A 14,833-nucleotide genomic window follows, 5' to 3' on the forward strand; every position below is an offset into this window, starting at 1 on the left:
CGTGCAATCACCCTCTGAAACTCCAGATCAAACAGACTCAGCAAGACTGAACCAGAGCTGTGCTTGCATCACTCTTGATCGGCCGGCAGTAACGCGGGAACTCGCCCATCAACTGGGCGATGAAGCCACCGATCTTTTGTCCAGCGAAGTCTGGCGTCAGTTCTTTTCCGACGTCACCCTATTTTTAGCACCTCAGGATTTGGCGCAAATGCAGGCTATGGTCCAGGCGCTGGAGACCGCCGCTACGCTTCCCAGCTATCGGGAAAAGGTGCTTTCCTGGGCGCCGGCAACGGCTCAACTGGACCCCGGCCCCGTCGGCGCTTTTATGGGCTATGACTTTCATCTTGGCAAAGACGGGCCACGCCTGATCGAAATCAATACCAACGCAGGCGGTGCGTTTCTTAATGCCATACTGGCCCGCGCCCAGCGCCAGTGCTGTGGCGGAACCACCAGTGAGTCCGGGAACGCCGACTTCGAGGGTGCGGTCATCCGTCAATTCGAGAGTGAATGGCGCGCTCAGCGCGGGCATGGACGCCCGGAGAGAATCGCGATAATCGACGAACAACCGGAACAACAATACCTTTACCCAGAGTTCAGGCTGGCTCAGCAGGTTATGCAAAGAGCTGGCATCGATGCACTAATCCTTTCCCCCGAAGATCTGCATTATGAAGACGGCGTTTTGTATGGGAACGGCAAGCGGATCGACCTAGTTTACAACCGTCTGGTGGACTTCGGGCTGGAGGCTCCTGAACATGCTGCGTTGCGCTCGGCTTGGCTGGAAGAAGCTGCAGTCATTACCCCCAACCCACGCACCCATGCACTGTTCGCGGACAAACGCAATTTGGCGCTATTGTCCGATCCCACCACCCTTATGGACTGGGGCTTAAGCGCTGAGAACACTGAATTGCTTCGCCTTAGTATTCCGCGCACCCTACAGGTCAATGCCAGTAATGGAGAGGACCTTTGGCAACAGCGGCGACAATGGTTCTTTAAGCCAGTTGCAGGCCATGGGAGCAAAGGGGTGTACAAGGGCAGCAAGCTTACCAAAAGCACATTCACCCGAATTCTCGAAAACGACTATGTCGCCCAGGCTTTTGTGCCACCTTCAGAGCGCCTGGTTATGGTCGATGGCGAACGGGAAATGCTCAAGGTCGATGTGCGCCTATATACTTATCGCGGCAACCTGCTGTTAGCGGCAGCGCGCCTTTACCGGGGCCAGACTACCAATTTTCGTACACCGGGAGGTGGGTTCGCGCCAGTACTTATTAAGTAGGATCAGTTCCCTACCATTTCCGAAAACCACCCGGTGGACCCAGCGATAAGTGATGCCCTTGATGTTTCTATAGATCATCCATTCGTTCTACCTGGCGAACTAACCGCTTGGTTTCATACTCTTCCATATCCAGCAGTGATTGCACCAATTCTTCAGCCTCACGAATTTCAGCTTTCCCAAGGAGCGTTCGGTAGAGTCTAATAATGTGCTCGTGAAAATCGAAGACTTCATCCCTGATAGAGGCCGCGTCCAGATTGGCGTAGTGATTATCGCAAACTAAATGTGTCGTAATTGGGTTGTGCGGAACATAATCATAAACATAGGTGTGAGCCGCTTTGGGGTCCGCCTGACGCTCAAACGCCGCGACCATCTTCTCCATCTCAGTTTCGTGCGAGGCCAGATAATTAAGCAGCATTGAAGCACGTTCATCTTGATGACGTGAAGCACAATGGGAAAGGCATTTCGCCAGCTTTTCGTGCAATCCTCGCGTCCAATCAATTAAATCAAAAAAGGTTTTAATTTGCATTCGATTGTTCCTCTGAGAAAATAAAAAGTGGGTTAACCGGGCCAAGGGCTTGATGAATATCAGCCATTAGGCTCTCGGGTTTTATCTGCGGGCCAATTCGCAAACGCTATGAAATAAAAGAGAGCGATATTGACGAGGGGTATCAGTATCAGGAGGCCTAGCCATCCCGGATATCCCGCACGTTGGCAGATGCGCCAAGCCGGGATGACGACTAAGATGGCAATAGCCAATATCCAAAGCCAATGCCCTGCCCACATTGAGTGACCCATCATATTTCTATTCTCCACGTTGATTTCAAGTTGTCAGTGGTGGTGAGTATGAGAGCCCTCTCTACCCGACTGTTCGACCTGCCTAGATTTTTTCAGGAAAACGTATTCGACAACCGCAATGATGATCATCGCGGCAACCGCCACACCGATCACGAAGGGGTCAGAATTTAATTTGACCCAGACAAAGCCCCCGAGCGCGAGTAAATCGAGTAAAATCGCTGTGGCTGGCACCCACGCTCTAGCTTTAACTTCCTCGCGGAGATAACGAAGCACACCCCAGTGAATAGCAATATCCATTATTAGATAGAACACAATACCCAGAGCCGCGATCCGGGAAAGATCAAAAAAAGCGGTCAGCACCAGCCCCAGAACTACCGTGTATACCAGAGTATGTTTCTGAATGCTGCCGGGCATACCAAAGTGACTGTGGGGCACCAGTTTCATTTCGGTCAGCATGGCCAACATTCTGGAAACTGCAAAAATGCTGGCCAAGATGCCCCCTGCGGTTGCCATGATGGCGATCGCTACCGTAAACCAGACGCCATACTCGCCCAGCGCCGGCCTTGCCGCTGCAGCAAGGGAGTAGTCCCGTGTCTCGATGATTTCAGCAAGCGACAGGTTGCTCGCAACGGCGAAGCCAACCAGGGTATAGATCACCACGCAGGCCGCAATGGAAATTACGATGGCGCGGCCGACGTTGCGGTGCGGATCTTTGATTTCCGAACCGCTGTTGGTAATGGTGGTAAACCCCTTAAATGCGAGTATGCCGAGAGCGGTTGCCCCTAGGAAATTGCCGAGCGATCCAACCTCTGTATCGGGAGAAATGTCGAAAGAAATACTGTCTGCGACCCAAACACCCACAAGGCCGAAGATTAGGATACCACCAATTTTCAGCACGCCAATAAACGATGCCACCCCCTGAATCAGCCGATTGCTCAAAAGATTGATCAAAAAAGCGGCCAGGATGAGTGACACCCCCAGAATGGGTACCATACGGCCGCTTTCATCACCACCGAAAAGCTGCATGGTGTAAGAGCCAAACGTGCGGGCCAGAAAACTCTGGGCAATCACCATCGAAAAATACATCAGCAAGGCGTTAAACGCCGTCGGCAAGCGGTCGCCGTAAGCCTTGTGCAGATACATGCCGATGCCGCCAGCGGATGGCCACGTATTGGAAATTTTAATGTAAGAATAGGCGCTAAAACCAACGATCACGGCAGCCGCCAGAAATGCAAATGGGAAATGAGCCCCTGTCATCTCCGCCATCTGCCCGGTAAGAGCAAAGATTCCGGCCCCGATCATAACGCCGGTTCCCAGCATTACAGTCCCCGGTAGCGTCAAGCTTCCTTTCTTGTATTGCGTTGTTCTGTCTTCCTGCTCAGCCATGAATCCTCCGGTTTTTTGCTCAATAACGGATTAGAGTCACCGACGAGCGCCACAACACCAGTATCGGTTTCATCTACGGCGTTTATTGCTTCTCTAATCAACCGTCCCATCCAGAGGTGGGATTTTTTCAAGATTCGAATTTCGAAAAGATCAGGAGCAACTACTCATATTCCTAGAAAGCGGTCCTGCAACGACTTCTCCCAGGGGGGTAAGTCGTTACATTTTGACGATACTCCTGTCATCAGGAGTTTCTGTTCGAATGTTTTCGGCCTTCTTCCAGTCCGCGACGATAGGCTTCTTCCGCCTCACTGGACTTGCCCGCGCCGTGATTGTGGCCACCATGGCCCTTGTGCATAAATATATGCATCAATGGGCACAGCAAGATAATCAGGAAAGGTAGATACGGAAGTACATGGGAGCCGTGCTCCACAAAGATAAAATAGAGTGCCGCGGCGATAAGAGTGAGCGTTGCCAGCCCGTGCAAGCTCGTCCAGTAGTTAGATTTTTTCGCCATGTTGAATTTTCCTTTATCGACTGTGCGGATGGTAGTTTTATCGGGTTTCGGGTTTGCTCGCTGCCCCCAGCTTTACCCGCTTGAGCAGGAGTGAATTCCCAATCACCGATAGCGAACTCGCCGTCATGGCTATCACACCAATCATGGGGTGCAGTAAACCAACAGCGGCGATGGGTATTGCCGCCAAATTGTAGCCACTGGCCCAAATCAGGTTTTGCACGATTTTGCCAAAGGTGGCGCGGGAGAGGTACATAGCGTCCACCACACCGGTCAGCTCACCGCGAACCAGGGTGACATCGGCTGCCTCGATGGCCACATCGGCACCAGCACCTATGGCAATGCCCACATTGGCCTGCTTCAACGCGGGCGCATCATTAATGCCGTCACCCACCATGGCGACATGGTTGCCGTACTTTTCTTGTAGCTCGCGGATGGCATCCGCTTTGCCTTCTGGAAGAACACCGGCTTGCACTTCGTCGATGCCCACCTCCTCCGCAATAGTGCGGGCAGCGCGTTCGTTGTCGCCCGTGATCATGACCACATGCAGACCCAGATCATGCATGCCGCGAATGGCGGTAACCGATTCCTCTTTGATGGTATCGGCCACCGCGACAATACCGCAGGCTTTACCGTCAACAGCGACCAATACAGCGGTGCGGCCACGTCCCTCCAGATCATCCAGATCCTTATCTAAGGCCTCCAGCCCGGTTACGCCTTCTTCGTCCAGCAGCTTGCGGTTGCCAATGAGCGCAAGGGCACCATCGACCTTGCCGGAAACACCACGCGCGCCGGTGGAGCGAAATTCTGATACCCCGCCCGGTGTTACCTCGCGCTCACCGGCACCCTCAACAATGGCGCGGGCAATGGGGTGCTCAGAGGCGTTTTCCACGGCCGCCGCCCACTGCAACAATTGTTTCTCAGAAACGCCGTCGGCCGCTACGACTTCCGTCAGTTTGGGTTCGCCTCGGGTGATGGTGCCGGTTTTATCGAGCGCCATCACCTTGACGTCCTTGAAGGTTTGAATGGCCTCGCCGGAGCGAATCAGAATGCCGCGCTCCGCGCCTATACCCGAGCCCACCATCAGCGCAGTCGGCGTAGCCAAACCCAAAGCACAGGGACAAGCGATTACTAACACGGCGATAGCGGCGATAAGAGCGAGAGAGACAGTGGCCCCGGTGGGGTCAACCCAGGGTAAGAACTCTGCGCCCCAGGCCAGTATCGGGCGCAGACTGTCGGCGGCCAGTAGCCATACGACAAAGCTCGCCAGAGCAATGACGATAACGATAGGGACAAAACGCCCGGTCATGCGATCAGCAAATTCCTGAATAGGCACGCGCGACCCCTGTGCCTGCTCAACCAATTTGATGACCTGTGACAAAAAGGTATCGCCACCCACCTTAGTGGCTTTCACGCGCAAACGCCCCTCTTTATTAATGGTTGCGCCAATGACGCTATCGCCGGGGGCTTTATACACGGGTACCGACTCGCCGGTGGCAATGGATTCATCCAGGTGGCTTTCGCCTTCTATTACCTCGCCGTCGGTGGGCACCTTATCACCCGGACGAATTACCATGATATCGCCGGTCTGAAGTTCCTTGATGGGCACTTCCAGTTCCTGACCGTCGCGTTCCACCCGGGCGGTTTTGGCGCCCAGTGTCAACAACTTGCGAATGGCCTGCGACGCGCGGCCCTTGGCCTTGGCTTCAAGATAACGCCCGAGCAGGTGAAACGTCATGATGGTGGCGGCCATCTCAATAAAGGACGTCATGGTGATAAAAAAGCCTAGCAGCCCGATCACATAGGGCGGCAAGCTACCCATGGTAATCAGCACATCCATGTTGAAAGTGCGGTTGGTAAGCGAGCGCCAGGAGGACTTGTGCGTAGCCGCGCCGCCGTAGAGAAACACCACCGGAAACGCTAGTAGCGCTACAATCAGCAGATACCCAGGAATGGGCTGCCAGAACATGTGCGGGATCATCAGCAGCATGATCAGAGTGGTCGGTACCGCAGCAATCCACAAGCGCTTCAGCGCTTGGCTCAAGTAGGCGCCTTCGATATCGGCATCGCTCTCGGTACTTTCATCGTCGCCCTCAGAGGAGGCTTGGGCGACGTCGTAACCGGCCTTTTCTACGGCTTGCTTAAGCTGTTCTACAGAGGGGCCGCCCTCGCTCAGTGCAATACGAACCTTGTGGCTGGCAATACTGGTGTCGATATGCTCGATACCCTCCAGCCGCTGGAGGGACTCACGCACAATACCGGCGCAGTGATCAGAGCCCATGCCCGGCACGATTAGCTGAACGGTTTTGCCCGCCCCCGAACTACTGGCAGAGGCGACGTCGTAACCAGCCTTTTCGACCGCTGTGCGGATATCGGCCAGATCCAGCACGCTGGAATCGTAGCTAGCTTCCACCCGGTGCGCGGCGATATTGGTGGAAATCTCTCCCACCCCCTCCAGGCGCTTCAGAGAGGTTTTTACAATGCCAGCACAATGATCCGAGCCCATGCCTGGCACAGTCAGCTTCGCCAAGGCTGTCGTAGGTTTTGCTTCAGTGCTCATGATTAACCCCGGTACTGTTCGTACAATCTACCGGTACTGCAAACCCGGCCCCGTCATGCTCGCTCGTTGACTCATAAATGCCATGTTTCTCGGTAATCATCAACGCCAATGAGGCTACTTGACCTGCCAAGGTACGCTTTGATCTGAGTCAAACTGCAAGGAGTTAGACATGGATTGAGAGCGACCTCAAAGGAATGATAGTTCTCCTCATTCTTACTTTAGTTAAGCGATACAAATTCTGAGATATCGTGCAGCATTACACTTCTGGCAGCAAGACACAAAGCGACACAATGGCGACTAGCCGCGAACTGAATTAATGTGCCTGCAGAGCCCCTTGTGGTATTTGACCAGATAGAGGGTAATGAACCCGGCTCAACATGATCGTGTTGCCGGCGCTGTATTTGCGTTTTGGGGCTCTGCCACGGGAGGCGAGGGATAGAATCGCCTAGTGACCCAAACATCAATAAACGAAAGCACACTATCTTCCAAAGAATGGGTTGGAAAAAGTCAGATATTTGAAGGTCTCTACTTCTTCGGCCCGCTGTCTTACCTGTTCCTGGATCTTACGGATCTGCTGCTTGGTTAGTTCGTGGTATTCGCGGATACTGCGCTCCAGGGAAGTTACTGATGACTGTTCACGTTGGATCAGTTCGACAATCGCTGCCTTTTCAGTTTGCTCTATGTCGTGGTCGTGGGCTTGTGCTGCGCCAGTGGTTGCAGTGATAGCCAGGGCGATCAAAATTAGCTTTTTCATGGTCATTTCCTTAATAGTGATGGTTTCTTTAGGGCGTACTTCTTGGGAAGGGCGCCAGGTACGGTTCTAAAGTAAACAAACACTCAGCAAGGAAAGTGGACAAAAAATGAAAGAAATGTGCAGGGACGACAATCACGACTCGGATGCCGATGAAGACGACTGGATTCACTACGAGGGACTAGACATGAGGATCAGGAGCGCGAGGATCGAAGACTCTCACAACATCTCAAAGTTAATCGAGCGGTCTGCTTTGCCTCACAGGGAGGATGATTTCGATGACGCTGGCTGGTTTCGCTTTGTCGAATCGAACTCAGAATCCGGAATCGTCGCTAAACTCGGTGAGGACCGGCGCGTAACGCTTATCGCCGAAGAAGGAGATCAGATGCAGGGGCTTATCTCACTGACCGGTGGCGACAAGATAGATCTTCTATTTGTCTGCCCACATCATAGACGCAAAGGAGTCGCGAGCCGTCTATGGGAGGCCGTGCACGTCCAGAGTGAGCAAGACACCGACCCCGTAGAATTTTGGGTCCGTTCTTCAAGCGCCGGTGTACCCTTCTACGAGAGACTAGGCTTCACCATCGAAAATGGCCGCCAAACTTTTTCCGGTATATCATTCTTTCTGATGAAGCTACGAATTAACAGTCAGCTCAACGGAGACACCATAAGCGGCGCGGGTTAGCCGGGCCTCCCGGGCTTTGAGGTGCCCAAGAAATCGGTACGCATACCTCCGAGCCCTACTGATAAGTTGGTATTCCAGAGCGAGAGCTCTAACCAAAACAGGCGCACCAGGAACCTAGTCCCACATGAAGATCCGAGCAGCATTGGCAAGCGATGCCCAGAATATCGCTGATATCCATACTACGAGCTGGCGAGAAACGTATCACAACGCTTTAACGGCGCAGTATCTTGCGGACATTGCTCCGAAGGAACGAAATGATATCTGGACAAGCCGGCTAAATAGTCCAAAGCCTAACCAGTACGTGGCCATTGCGGAACAGGATGGAGAACTCCTAGGTTTCGCCTGCGCTTACGCAGGCGAAAATCCCGAATGGGGCTCCTACTTGGACAACTTGCATGTACGCAAAACACATCAAGGAAACGGCATCGGAAAAGCGCTTTTAATTGAAATCTCCCGTTGGTGCCAGCAACAGGAACCAAGCAGCGGCTTGTGCTTGCTGGTGAACCAAAACAATGTGAACGCGCAGGAATTTTACAAATCACTCGGTGCACACAACGCCCAAGAGAGCGTATGGAATGCGCCAGATGGCAGCGCCGTGCCAACTTATTGGTTTGTTTGGGATAGAGGCGCACTCCCCTGTAACAAGGACAGTTGAAAGTGAACACAAAGGAGCTGGAGACGGATCGTTTGTGCCTCAGACAGTGGAGAGATGACGATCTCCGTGTGTTCGCTGAGCTGAATTCAGATCCGGTCGTTATGGAGTACTTCCCAAAGTGCCTCGAACGTGCGGAAAGTGACTCGTTGGCAGATACCTGCAAGCAACTGATTACAGATAGAGGTTGGAGCTTCTGGGCCGCAAGCTTAAAGGAAAGTGGGGCTTTCATCGGGTTCGTTGGCTTGCATGATCCCGCGTACCTGCCATTTTCACCCTGCGTAGAAGTGGGTTGGCGACTCCATAAAAACTATTGGGGCCAAGGCTACGCTACAGAGGCGGCCAACGCATCGTTACGGTTTGCGTTTGAGGAGCTGCACCTGGATGAGGTAGTGTCATTCACAACCGTACGCAACCAGCGTTCTCGCTCGGTAATGGAGCGCCTTGGTATGACCAATACCGGCAATAACTTTAATCACCCCAAGATCGAGCCAGATCACCCACTCTCCGAGCATGTACTCTACAAAATAACGAAATCGGATTGGCGATAACCTCAAATTTTAGCTGGGAACCTATTCCCAAGGGTTTTATCAATGACATTGCTCACCCTGCGCGGCTCGCTTAGCGCTTCAATTCTTAGACGTCTCGCCCCTCTGCTACTAGCATCGACTAGCATCGCCTGCGCTCCTTCAACTGAGTCCCCAAGCCCAGAGGGTGCAAACCTACAGGAACGAGAAGTCGATCTGAGTGAATACTTCTCCGGGACCGACGCGAATGACTCCACCTTTGTGGTTTACCACCCCGCATCCGGACAGCTCATCAGGCACAATCCGGAGCGCGCGCAGCAGCGGTTTCCGGCAGCGTCTACTTATAAGATTCCGAACGCTTTGATTGCTATTGAAACCGGGGTCGCAAAGGGGCCAGATCACTTGATCCCATGGGACGGAAACATTCCAGCGGATGCTGGCTTTTGGTCTTCCACATGGTCAAAAGATCACACACTTCGCTCCGCCATGCGGACTTCCGCCTATTGGTACTATCAGGAGATCGCACGCGAGATTGGCGCCGAGCGTATGCTGGCCTACCTTGACCAGTTCGACTACGGTAATCAATCCATAGACGGGGGGATTGATGCGTTCTGGCTCCACGGTGGCCTTCGAATCTCTCCAGATGAGCAGGTACGGTTTTTAGAGCGCATGTACAGCGGAAGGCTTGGGTTAAGTGAGCGCTCATTCCAGTTAGTTAGAGACATCATCGTATTAGAGGAAAACCCTGACTATCGACTCAGTGGAAAAACCGGTACGGCCGATGTAACTCCGAATGGCGAGCTTCTATGGTTAGTTGGTTACGTTGAGCGCGAGGAGGACGTGTGGTTCTATGCGTTAAATATGGAAGGTGAACACGTATGGAACAAATGGGGTAAGCCTTCTGCACGCCTCGTGCTTGTGCGCGCTATGTTGCGTGAACTCAATGTGCTTCCGCGCGAACTCTGACGGGGCTCATGGCAATTACTTAAACTACCCTCTTGATTACTGGACCACCCGGTTCTATTATTCCAGCAACGGGAGCTAATATGACCAAGTCCACCTCTGCCGGCCGCGGCCGGCCACTGCAATTTGACCCTGAGCAGGCGCTGCAGCAAGCCATATTGCTGTTTTGGCGTCACGGCTATGAAGCCACTTCCACCAACCAGCTTATGAACGCGATGGGGCTGTCAAAAAGCAGCCTGTACCAAACTTTTGGTTCAAAGGATGCGCTGTTCAATCTGTGCCTGGACCGCTACGGGGAGATGACCGCTAGCTATATGCGCGACACCTTGGCGCAGACTGAATCCCCCAAGCAGTTCTTGATGGATCTAATCGAGGCCACGGCCAGCTATCAGGCCGATCACGAGCCCGACGGGTGCCTATTGGTGAACAGTGCCTGCGAGCTGGGGGTTAGCAACGATTTTGCCGGGCCTATGCTGCTCAAACGCCGGGACAAAGCGCTGGAGATTTTGCGCCAAGCTTGCCTGGCGATGCGAGAATGCGGGGAGCTGGCACCCGAGCGCGACCCGGAGGCAATCGCAAATCAGTTGTTTGCGCTGATCTGCGGCTTGAAAGTCATGGAAAAGATGCGTTTCACCCCCGAGCAGCGGCGCCATAGCATGCAGATGGTGGAAGCGCTGCTGAATTAAAGCAGTAAAATATAACTCACCTATTTACGAGAATAGGGAGTACAGTGACTGGTATAGGAAGTTGATTCGTTTAACGCTTAGTTGACGATTCACAAGATTTGAACCAAGCCACAGAACTAGAGTTTTAAGCATTCATGCCCCCTAGCGCGGGCCGCAATGCTCCTCATTCGACCTTCGATAGCAGAACTCCCTTATACCATCCACCGCACACACCGTCGTGCGCAGGCCTCTTTTCGTCTGCCGTATACGACTTTGCACCCCTAAGAGAATAATTAATATGAAAAACCTTATGCACTGTTTTAAATTATCAGTATGGCTGACTGCCGTACTGGCAATGGCTGTTATCACCGGCTGTGGCGGCGGCAAGTGGGATGGAGATTCCCTCACCCCTCCAACTGAAGATATCGTTCCCACTGTAACAGGAACTAACCCCAGCAATAATGTGAGCAATGTAGCATTGTCCACAGCGGTCAACACCACATTTAGCGTTGCGATGGATGCAGACAGCATCAACGCAGCCAACTTTACCCTGACAGCTCCGAATAACACAGCGGTGACCGGGGATGTGACTTACTCCTCAAATAACATGACAGCGACCTTTGTGCCTGCTGACAACTTGGAGTCGAGCACTCTCTATACCGCCAAAATCACCACAGGCGTGCAAAGTGAAGACGGCACAGCACTAGCTAGCAGCTACAGTTGGATGTTTACGACGCTCAACGTGGACGCCGAGCCGATCGCTGTCAGTGAAATGAATCCAGAAAATGAAGTCTCTGATGTGTGCACCAACAAAACGATTAGGGCCGTCTTTGATCAACCACTGAATGCCGACACGATTGAATCACCCGCGACCAGCTTCTTTTTGGTGGAAACAGAGAACACCATCGAGGTTGCCGGTACCGTGAGTCTTGATTCGGAGGGCACCACGGCGACGTTTGTACCCGCATCGGAGCTGAACGCCAACATTGAATACACCGCCACAGTCACCACGGAAGTTACCGACGTGAATGGCAATTCGCTGGACAATGATGTGACCTGGACTTTCACCACCAGCGATACATTTTGTCAGGACACGATTACCCTGGGCTCAACTCTACCCTACGGTGTTCTGTCTAACACCGGAGTTACCTTGGGTGGCGGACCAGACAGCACCACGGGCCTGCGTATTGACGGTGATGTGGGTATCTTTCCGGCGGGCGCCTGTATCGGTTGTGATAACAGTACTGTCAGTGGCGTGATTGAGATCGGCACCACCTTGGCAAGCGACGCAATGGACGACCTGGAAGCGGCTTATGACGAGGCACTAAACCGTTCAACCAATCGCTGTACTCTGGTTGACTCAGGTGTTTTGACCACCAACCCTTCAGCCACTTGTGGTGGCGGCGCTGACGGTGTGTTTGCTCCCGGTCTTTACTGGTCAGGAACCTCCATTGAAATCCCCGTCGATGGCACGATCACTCTCGATGCCCACAACGATGCGGATGCGGTGTTTATCTTCCAATCGGAATCCACCATCGACACCATCGGCGGAAACACTCACATACTGCTTGCCAACGGTGCTCAGGCCAAGAACGTGTTCTGGGTCGCTGGCAGCTCGGCAACCATCGGCGGGACTGACTCCAACTTCATTGGCACGGTGATGGCGATGATCGGTATTACGGTTAACAGCGGTACCGAAATGTCTGGACGCGCGTTTGCTCGCGGCGCCGAGGTCACAGTACAAGACGGTGCCCTGATTACCGTGCCCGCCGAGTAAATTCTACTGACACAGTATTAAGCAAGGGCGCCCGACTTCCGTGGCGCCCACGCCCCACCCCTACCGGTATCGAACAATGAAAATAATCACTACATACACAAAATGCCCTACCGCCGTTGCGCGTAAAGCCCTGGTAATGCCAACCGCCGTTTCCTTGCTTGCCCTCGCTCTCGCAGCATCATTCCCCGCGCAGGCGAACACCGAAGCAGGTCAGTTTTCAGTAAGCCCGTTTGTGGGGCTTCACAAGTTTGAAAGTAAACAGAACTTGGAAGATTCCTTCACCTACGGTATCCGCCTCGGTTACAGCTTCACCGAACATTGGGCGCTTGAAGGTGCGGTATCCTTCGTTGGCAGCGATGTTGACGATGCAACCTTAACTGACCCAGCCAAAGGGCAATTTTCGAGCCCAGCGGACAGTGTTGACCTAATGCTGTATCAGCTGGATGCGCTGTATCACTTTCGCCCGCGAAGTAAACTTTCGCCTTATGTTGTGTTCGGCTACGGCGCGGCCGATTACAGCCCCAGCATTTCCGACAAAAATATGTCCACCTTCAACTTGGGCGTCGGTGCGAAGTATTGGATCGCTGAAAACCTGGCCTTGCGCTTTGATCTGCGCGATCACTTCGTAAGCGAAGTCTTCAGCGATGGCTTTCACAACGTCAGCGCGACTATGGGTGTCACCTTCACCTTTGGCGGTAGCACATCAAAAACCCGCAACGAGCCAGTGGTAAGACCTTCGCCTGCACCCCGCCCAGCGGTTGTCGAGGAGAAGGTAATCGCACTGACATTTGACGATATTCATTTCGATTTCGACCAATCAACACTCACCAGTGAGGCGAAGGCGCTTCTGCAAACGAGCGTAAAAACGTTGAAAGAAAACCCGAAAACCAAAGTGCGCATCGCGGGCTACACGTCCGCTTCCGGTACAGCGGAGCACAACCAAGCACTGAGTGAGCGCCGCGCTACCGCGATTGAAAACTATCTGATTGATCAGGGTATTTCCAACCGCAGGCTCTCTACCATCGGCTACGGCAATACCCGCCCAGTCAGCTATGAAACAGACCCCAGCAACCAGAACTCGGTTGCCGCAAAGGAGAATATGCGGGCACTGTTTGAAATTGTCGTTGAATAACCGGCAGCGTTAGCTTTTGTTGGTGCGGTGAGCCGGCGTCGCCTGCCCTCTTGATTATTGGACCATTCGGTTCTATTATACCTGGAGCTGGACCCAGTCTTGTGAAGACGACCGGTTAGAAAGCACAGTGAATTGAAAAGCGAGCCGTTTGTGCTCGCTTTTCTTTGGCCCATATATGGACCGATTGGTCCCATTTATAGCCAAAACCGCCTCATTCCAACGCAAAGGAGTACGACCATGGATTTTTCCCGACACACCGCTCTTGTCACCGGCGCCAACCGGGGCATCGGCCTGGCATTAACCCAGGCGCTGTTGAGCGCCGGCATCCAAAAGCTGTACGCCACTTGCCGCGATCCAGAGAGCATGCCAGAGCTGAACGACGCGCGGGTCGAAGTGTTGGCCTTGGACATCACGGATGCTGCGCAAATTGCCGCCATCGCCGCACGCACCACTGATCTCAGCCTGCTGATCAACAATGCCGGCATTGTGGCTGCTGGCCCGTTCGAGGGCACGCCGCGCGCTGAGGTGGTCCGCGATATGAATACCAACTATTACGGGCCGATCGATGTCACCCGCGCACTGATCCCGACACTGCGAGCCAACGCTTCAGCCGGCCACCCTGCCGCTATTGTCAACGTGGTGTCAATTGGCGCTTTTGCCAATTTGCCCGTGCTGGGCGGCTACTGTGCATCCAAGGCCGCGGCCTTGTCCTGGAGCCAGGGGCTGCGTATCGAGTTGGCGCGCGACCATATTGAGGTGTTCACGGTTAATCCCGGCCCAATCGATACGGACATGACCGCTAGCTCGGACGGACCTAAAACTGCGCCCGCCGAGGCCGCGAACAACACACTGACCGCGCTGCAGCGAGGCGAGCTGGATATCTTCCCAGACCCGGCAAGCCAATACATGATTTCGGTCTTTAAGGACAACTATCGGGGATTAGAAGCACTGTTCAGCGAGATGAACCAACAACTCACCGAGCCGCGGGTCGAAGCGGACCTTATTGCTGCTTCGTAAACCGACAGCCGTCTCCGCACGAATAGACCATCGCCCAGTCTCGTATCGGGCGATGGTCTACTATTTCGCCCGGCATTCCGGTGTGCGATCATGGTCCACAAACCGGAAAGGAGTCGAAAATGTCGGCAATTACCCAGAT

Annotated in this window: 14 protein-coding genes; 9 read left to right on the forward strand and 5 right to left on the reverse strand. The window is 53.5% G+C overall.

Annotated features, from left to right (window positions below):
• Position 1: 1 nt before the first annotated feature.
• A complete protein-coding gene (locus RBH33_RS04260) occupies positions 2-1,273 on the forward strand; it encodes an ATP-grasp domain-containing protein (RefSeq protein WP_306730892.1) in 1,272 nt (423 codons plus the stop codon).
• A 67-nt stretch (positions 1,274-1,340) separates the two neighbouring features.
• On the opposite strand, the gene RBH33_RS04265 is transcribed toward RBH33_RS04260, so the two are convergent.
• The 5 genes from RBH33_RS04265 to RBH33_RS04285 form a co-directional block, all read right to left on the reverse strand.
• The gene (locus RBH33_RS04265) at positions 1,341-1,799 is read right to left on the reverse strand and encodes an ATPase (RefSeq protein WP_306730893.1); all 459 of its coding nucleotides are present in this window, start codon (positions 1,797-1,799) and stop codon (positions 1,341-1,343) included.
• Between the two features lie 302 nt (positions 1,800-2,101).
• On the reverse strand, positions 2,102-3,454 hold the full coding sequence (locus tag RBH33_RS04270; protein ID WP_306730894.1) for an APC family permease: 1,353 nt from the start codon (positions 3,452-3,454) through the stop codon (positions 2,102-2,104).
• Positions 3,455-3,695: 241 nt separating this feature from the next.
• Positions 3,696-3,968 carry a DUF2933 domain-containing protein gene (locus RBH33_RS04275; protein WP_306730895.1) on the reverse strand — a complete coding sequence of 91 codons (273 nt, stop codon included), beginning with the start codon at positions 3,966-3,968 and terminating at the stop codon, positions 3,696-3,698.
• Positions 3,969-4,005: 37 nt separating this feature from the next.
• Positions 4,006-6,525, reverse strand: a complete 2,520-nt coding sequence (locus RBH33_RS04280) for a heavy metal translocating P-type ATPase (protein ID WP_306730896.1) — start codon at positions 6,523-6,525, stop codon at positions 4,006-4,008.
• A gap of 478 nt (positions 6,526-7,003) precedes the next feature.
• Positions 7,004-7,279: a hypothetical protein gene (locus tag RBH33_RS04285; RefSeq protein ID WP_306730897.1), complete on the reverse strand. Its 276-nt coding sequence runs from the start codon at positions 7,277-7,279 to the stop codon at positions 7,004-7,006.
• 106 nt (positions 7,280-7,385) lie between these two features.
• On the opposite strand from RBH33_RS04285, the gene RBH33_RS04290 reads away from it, so the two are divergent.
• The 8 genes from RBH33_RS04290 (at position 7,386) to RBH33_RS04325 (ending at position 14,694) form a co-directional block, all read left to right on the forward strand.
• Positions 7,386-7,961 carry a GNAT family N-acetyltransferase gene (locus tag RBH33_RS04290; RefSeq protein ID WP_306730898.1) on the forward strand — a complete coding sequence of 192 codons (576 nt, stop codon included), beginning with the start codon at positions 7,386-7,388 and terminating at the stop codon, positions 7,959-7,961.
• A gap of 124 nt (positions 7,962-8,085) precedes the next feature.
• Positions 8,086-8,616 (forward strand): GNAT family N-acetyltransferase, encoded by a 531-nt coding sequence (locus tag RBH33_RS04295; RefSeq protein ID WP_306730899.1) that lies wholly within the window; start codon positions 8,086-8,088, stop codon positions 8,614-8,616.
• Between the two features lie 2 nt (positions 8,617-8,618).
• A complete protein-coding gene (locus tag RBH33_RS04300) occupies positions 8,619-9,164 on the forward strand; it encodes a GNAT family N-acetyltransferase (RefSeq protein ID WP_306730900.1) in 546 nt (181 codons plus the stop codon).
• Positions 9,165-9,206: 42 nt separating this feature from the next.
• Positions 9,207-10,106 carry a penicillin-binding transpeptidase domain-containing protein gene (locus RBH33_RS04305; protein ID WP_306730901.1) on the forward strand — a complete coding sequence of 300 codons (900 nt, stop codon included), beginning with the start codon at positions 9,207-9,209 and terminating at the stop codon, positions 10,104-10,106.
• Positions 10,107-10,186: 80 nt separating this feature from the next.
• Positions 10,187-10,789, forward strand: a complete 603-nt coding sequence (locus RBH33_RS04310; RefSeq protein ID WP_306730902.1) for a TetR/AcrR family transcriptional regulator — start codon at positions 10,187-10,189, stop codon at positions 10,787-10,789.
• Positions 10,790-11,066: 277 nt separating this feature from the next.
• Complete coding sequence (locus tag RBH33_RS04315; protein WP_306730903.1) at positions 11,067-12,545, forward strand: Ig-like domain-containing protein; 1,479 nt, start codon at positions 11,067-11,069, stop codon at positions 12,543-12,545.
• 76 nt (positions 12,546-12,621) lie between these two features.
• A complete protein-coding gene (locus RBH33_RS04320) occupies positions 12,622-13,677 on the forward strand; it encodes an OmpA family protein (RefSeq protein ID WP_306730904.1) in 1,056 nt (351 codons plus the stop codon).
• Between the two features lie 237 nt (positions 13,678-13,914).
• Complete coding sequence (locus tag RBH33_RS04325) at positions 13,915-14,694, forward strand: SDR family NAD(P)-dependent oxidoreductase (protein WP_306730905.1); 780 nt, start codon at positions 13,915-13,917, stop codon at positions 14,692-14,694.
• The last annotated feature ends 139 nt before the right edge of the window (positions 14,695-14,833 follow it).

Source organism: Marinimicrobium hydrolyticum, assembly GCF_030848505.1.
Lineage (GTDB): Bacteria > Pseudomonadota > Gammaproteobacteria > Pseudomonadales > Cellvibrionaceae > JAVDDU01.

Bases quoted from the DNA above. Each gene is read 5' to 3' on its own strand.
- RBH33_RS04265 (WP_306730893.1), bottom strand. From the start codon at position 1,799: ATGCAAATTAAAACCTTTTTTGATTTAATTGATTGGACGCGAGGATTG.
- RBH33_RS04270 (WP_306730894.1), bottom strand. From the start codon at position 3,454: ATGGCTGAGCAGGAAGACAGAACAACGCAATACAAGAAAGGAAGCTTG.
- RBH33_RS04275 (WP_306730895.1), bottom strand. From the start codon at position 3,968: ATGGCGAAAAAATCTAACTACTGGACGAGCTTGCACGGGCTGGCAACG.
- RBH33_RS04280 (WP_306730896.1), bottom strand. From the start codon at position 6,525: ATGAGCACTGAAGCAAAACCTACGACAGCCTTGGCGAAGCTGACTGTG.
- RBH33_RS04285 (WP_306730897.1), bottom strand. From the start codon at position 7,279: ATGAAAAAGCTAATTTTGATCGCCCTGGCTATCACTGCAACCACTGGC.
- RBH33_RS04290 (WP_306730898.1), top strand. From the start codon at position 7,386: ATGAAAGAAATGTGCAGGGACGACAATCACGACTCGGATGCCGATGAA.
- RBH33_RS04295 (WP_306730899.1), top strand. From the start codon at position 8,086: ATGAAGATCCGAGCAGCATTGGCAAGCGATGCCCAGAATATCGCTGAT.
- RBH33_RS04305 (WP_306730901.1), top strand. From the start codon at position 9,207: ATGACATTGCTCACCCTGCGCGGCTCGCTTAGCGCTTCAATTCTTAGA.
- RBH33_RS04310 (WP_306730902.1), top strand. From the start codon at position 10,187: ATGACCAAGTCCACCTCTGCCGGCCGCGGCCGGCCACTGCAATTTGAC.
- RBH33_RS04315 (WP_306730903.1), top strand. From the start codon at position 11,067: ATGAAAAACCTTATGCACTGTTTTAAATTATCAGTATGGCTGACTGCC.
- RBH33_RS04320 (WP_306730904.1), top strand. From the start codon at position 12,622: ATGAAAATAATCACTACATACACAAAATGCCCTACCGCCGTTGCGCGT.
- RBH33_RS04325 (WP_306730905.1), top strand. From the start codon at position 13,915: ATGGATTTTTCCCGACACACCGCTCTTGTCACCGGCGCCAACCGGGGC.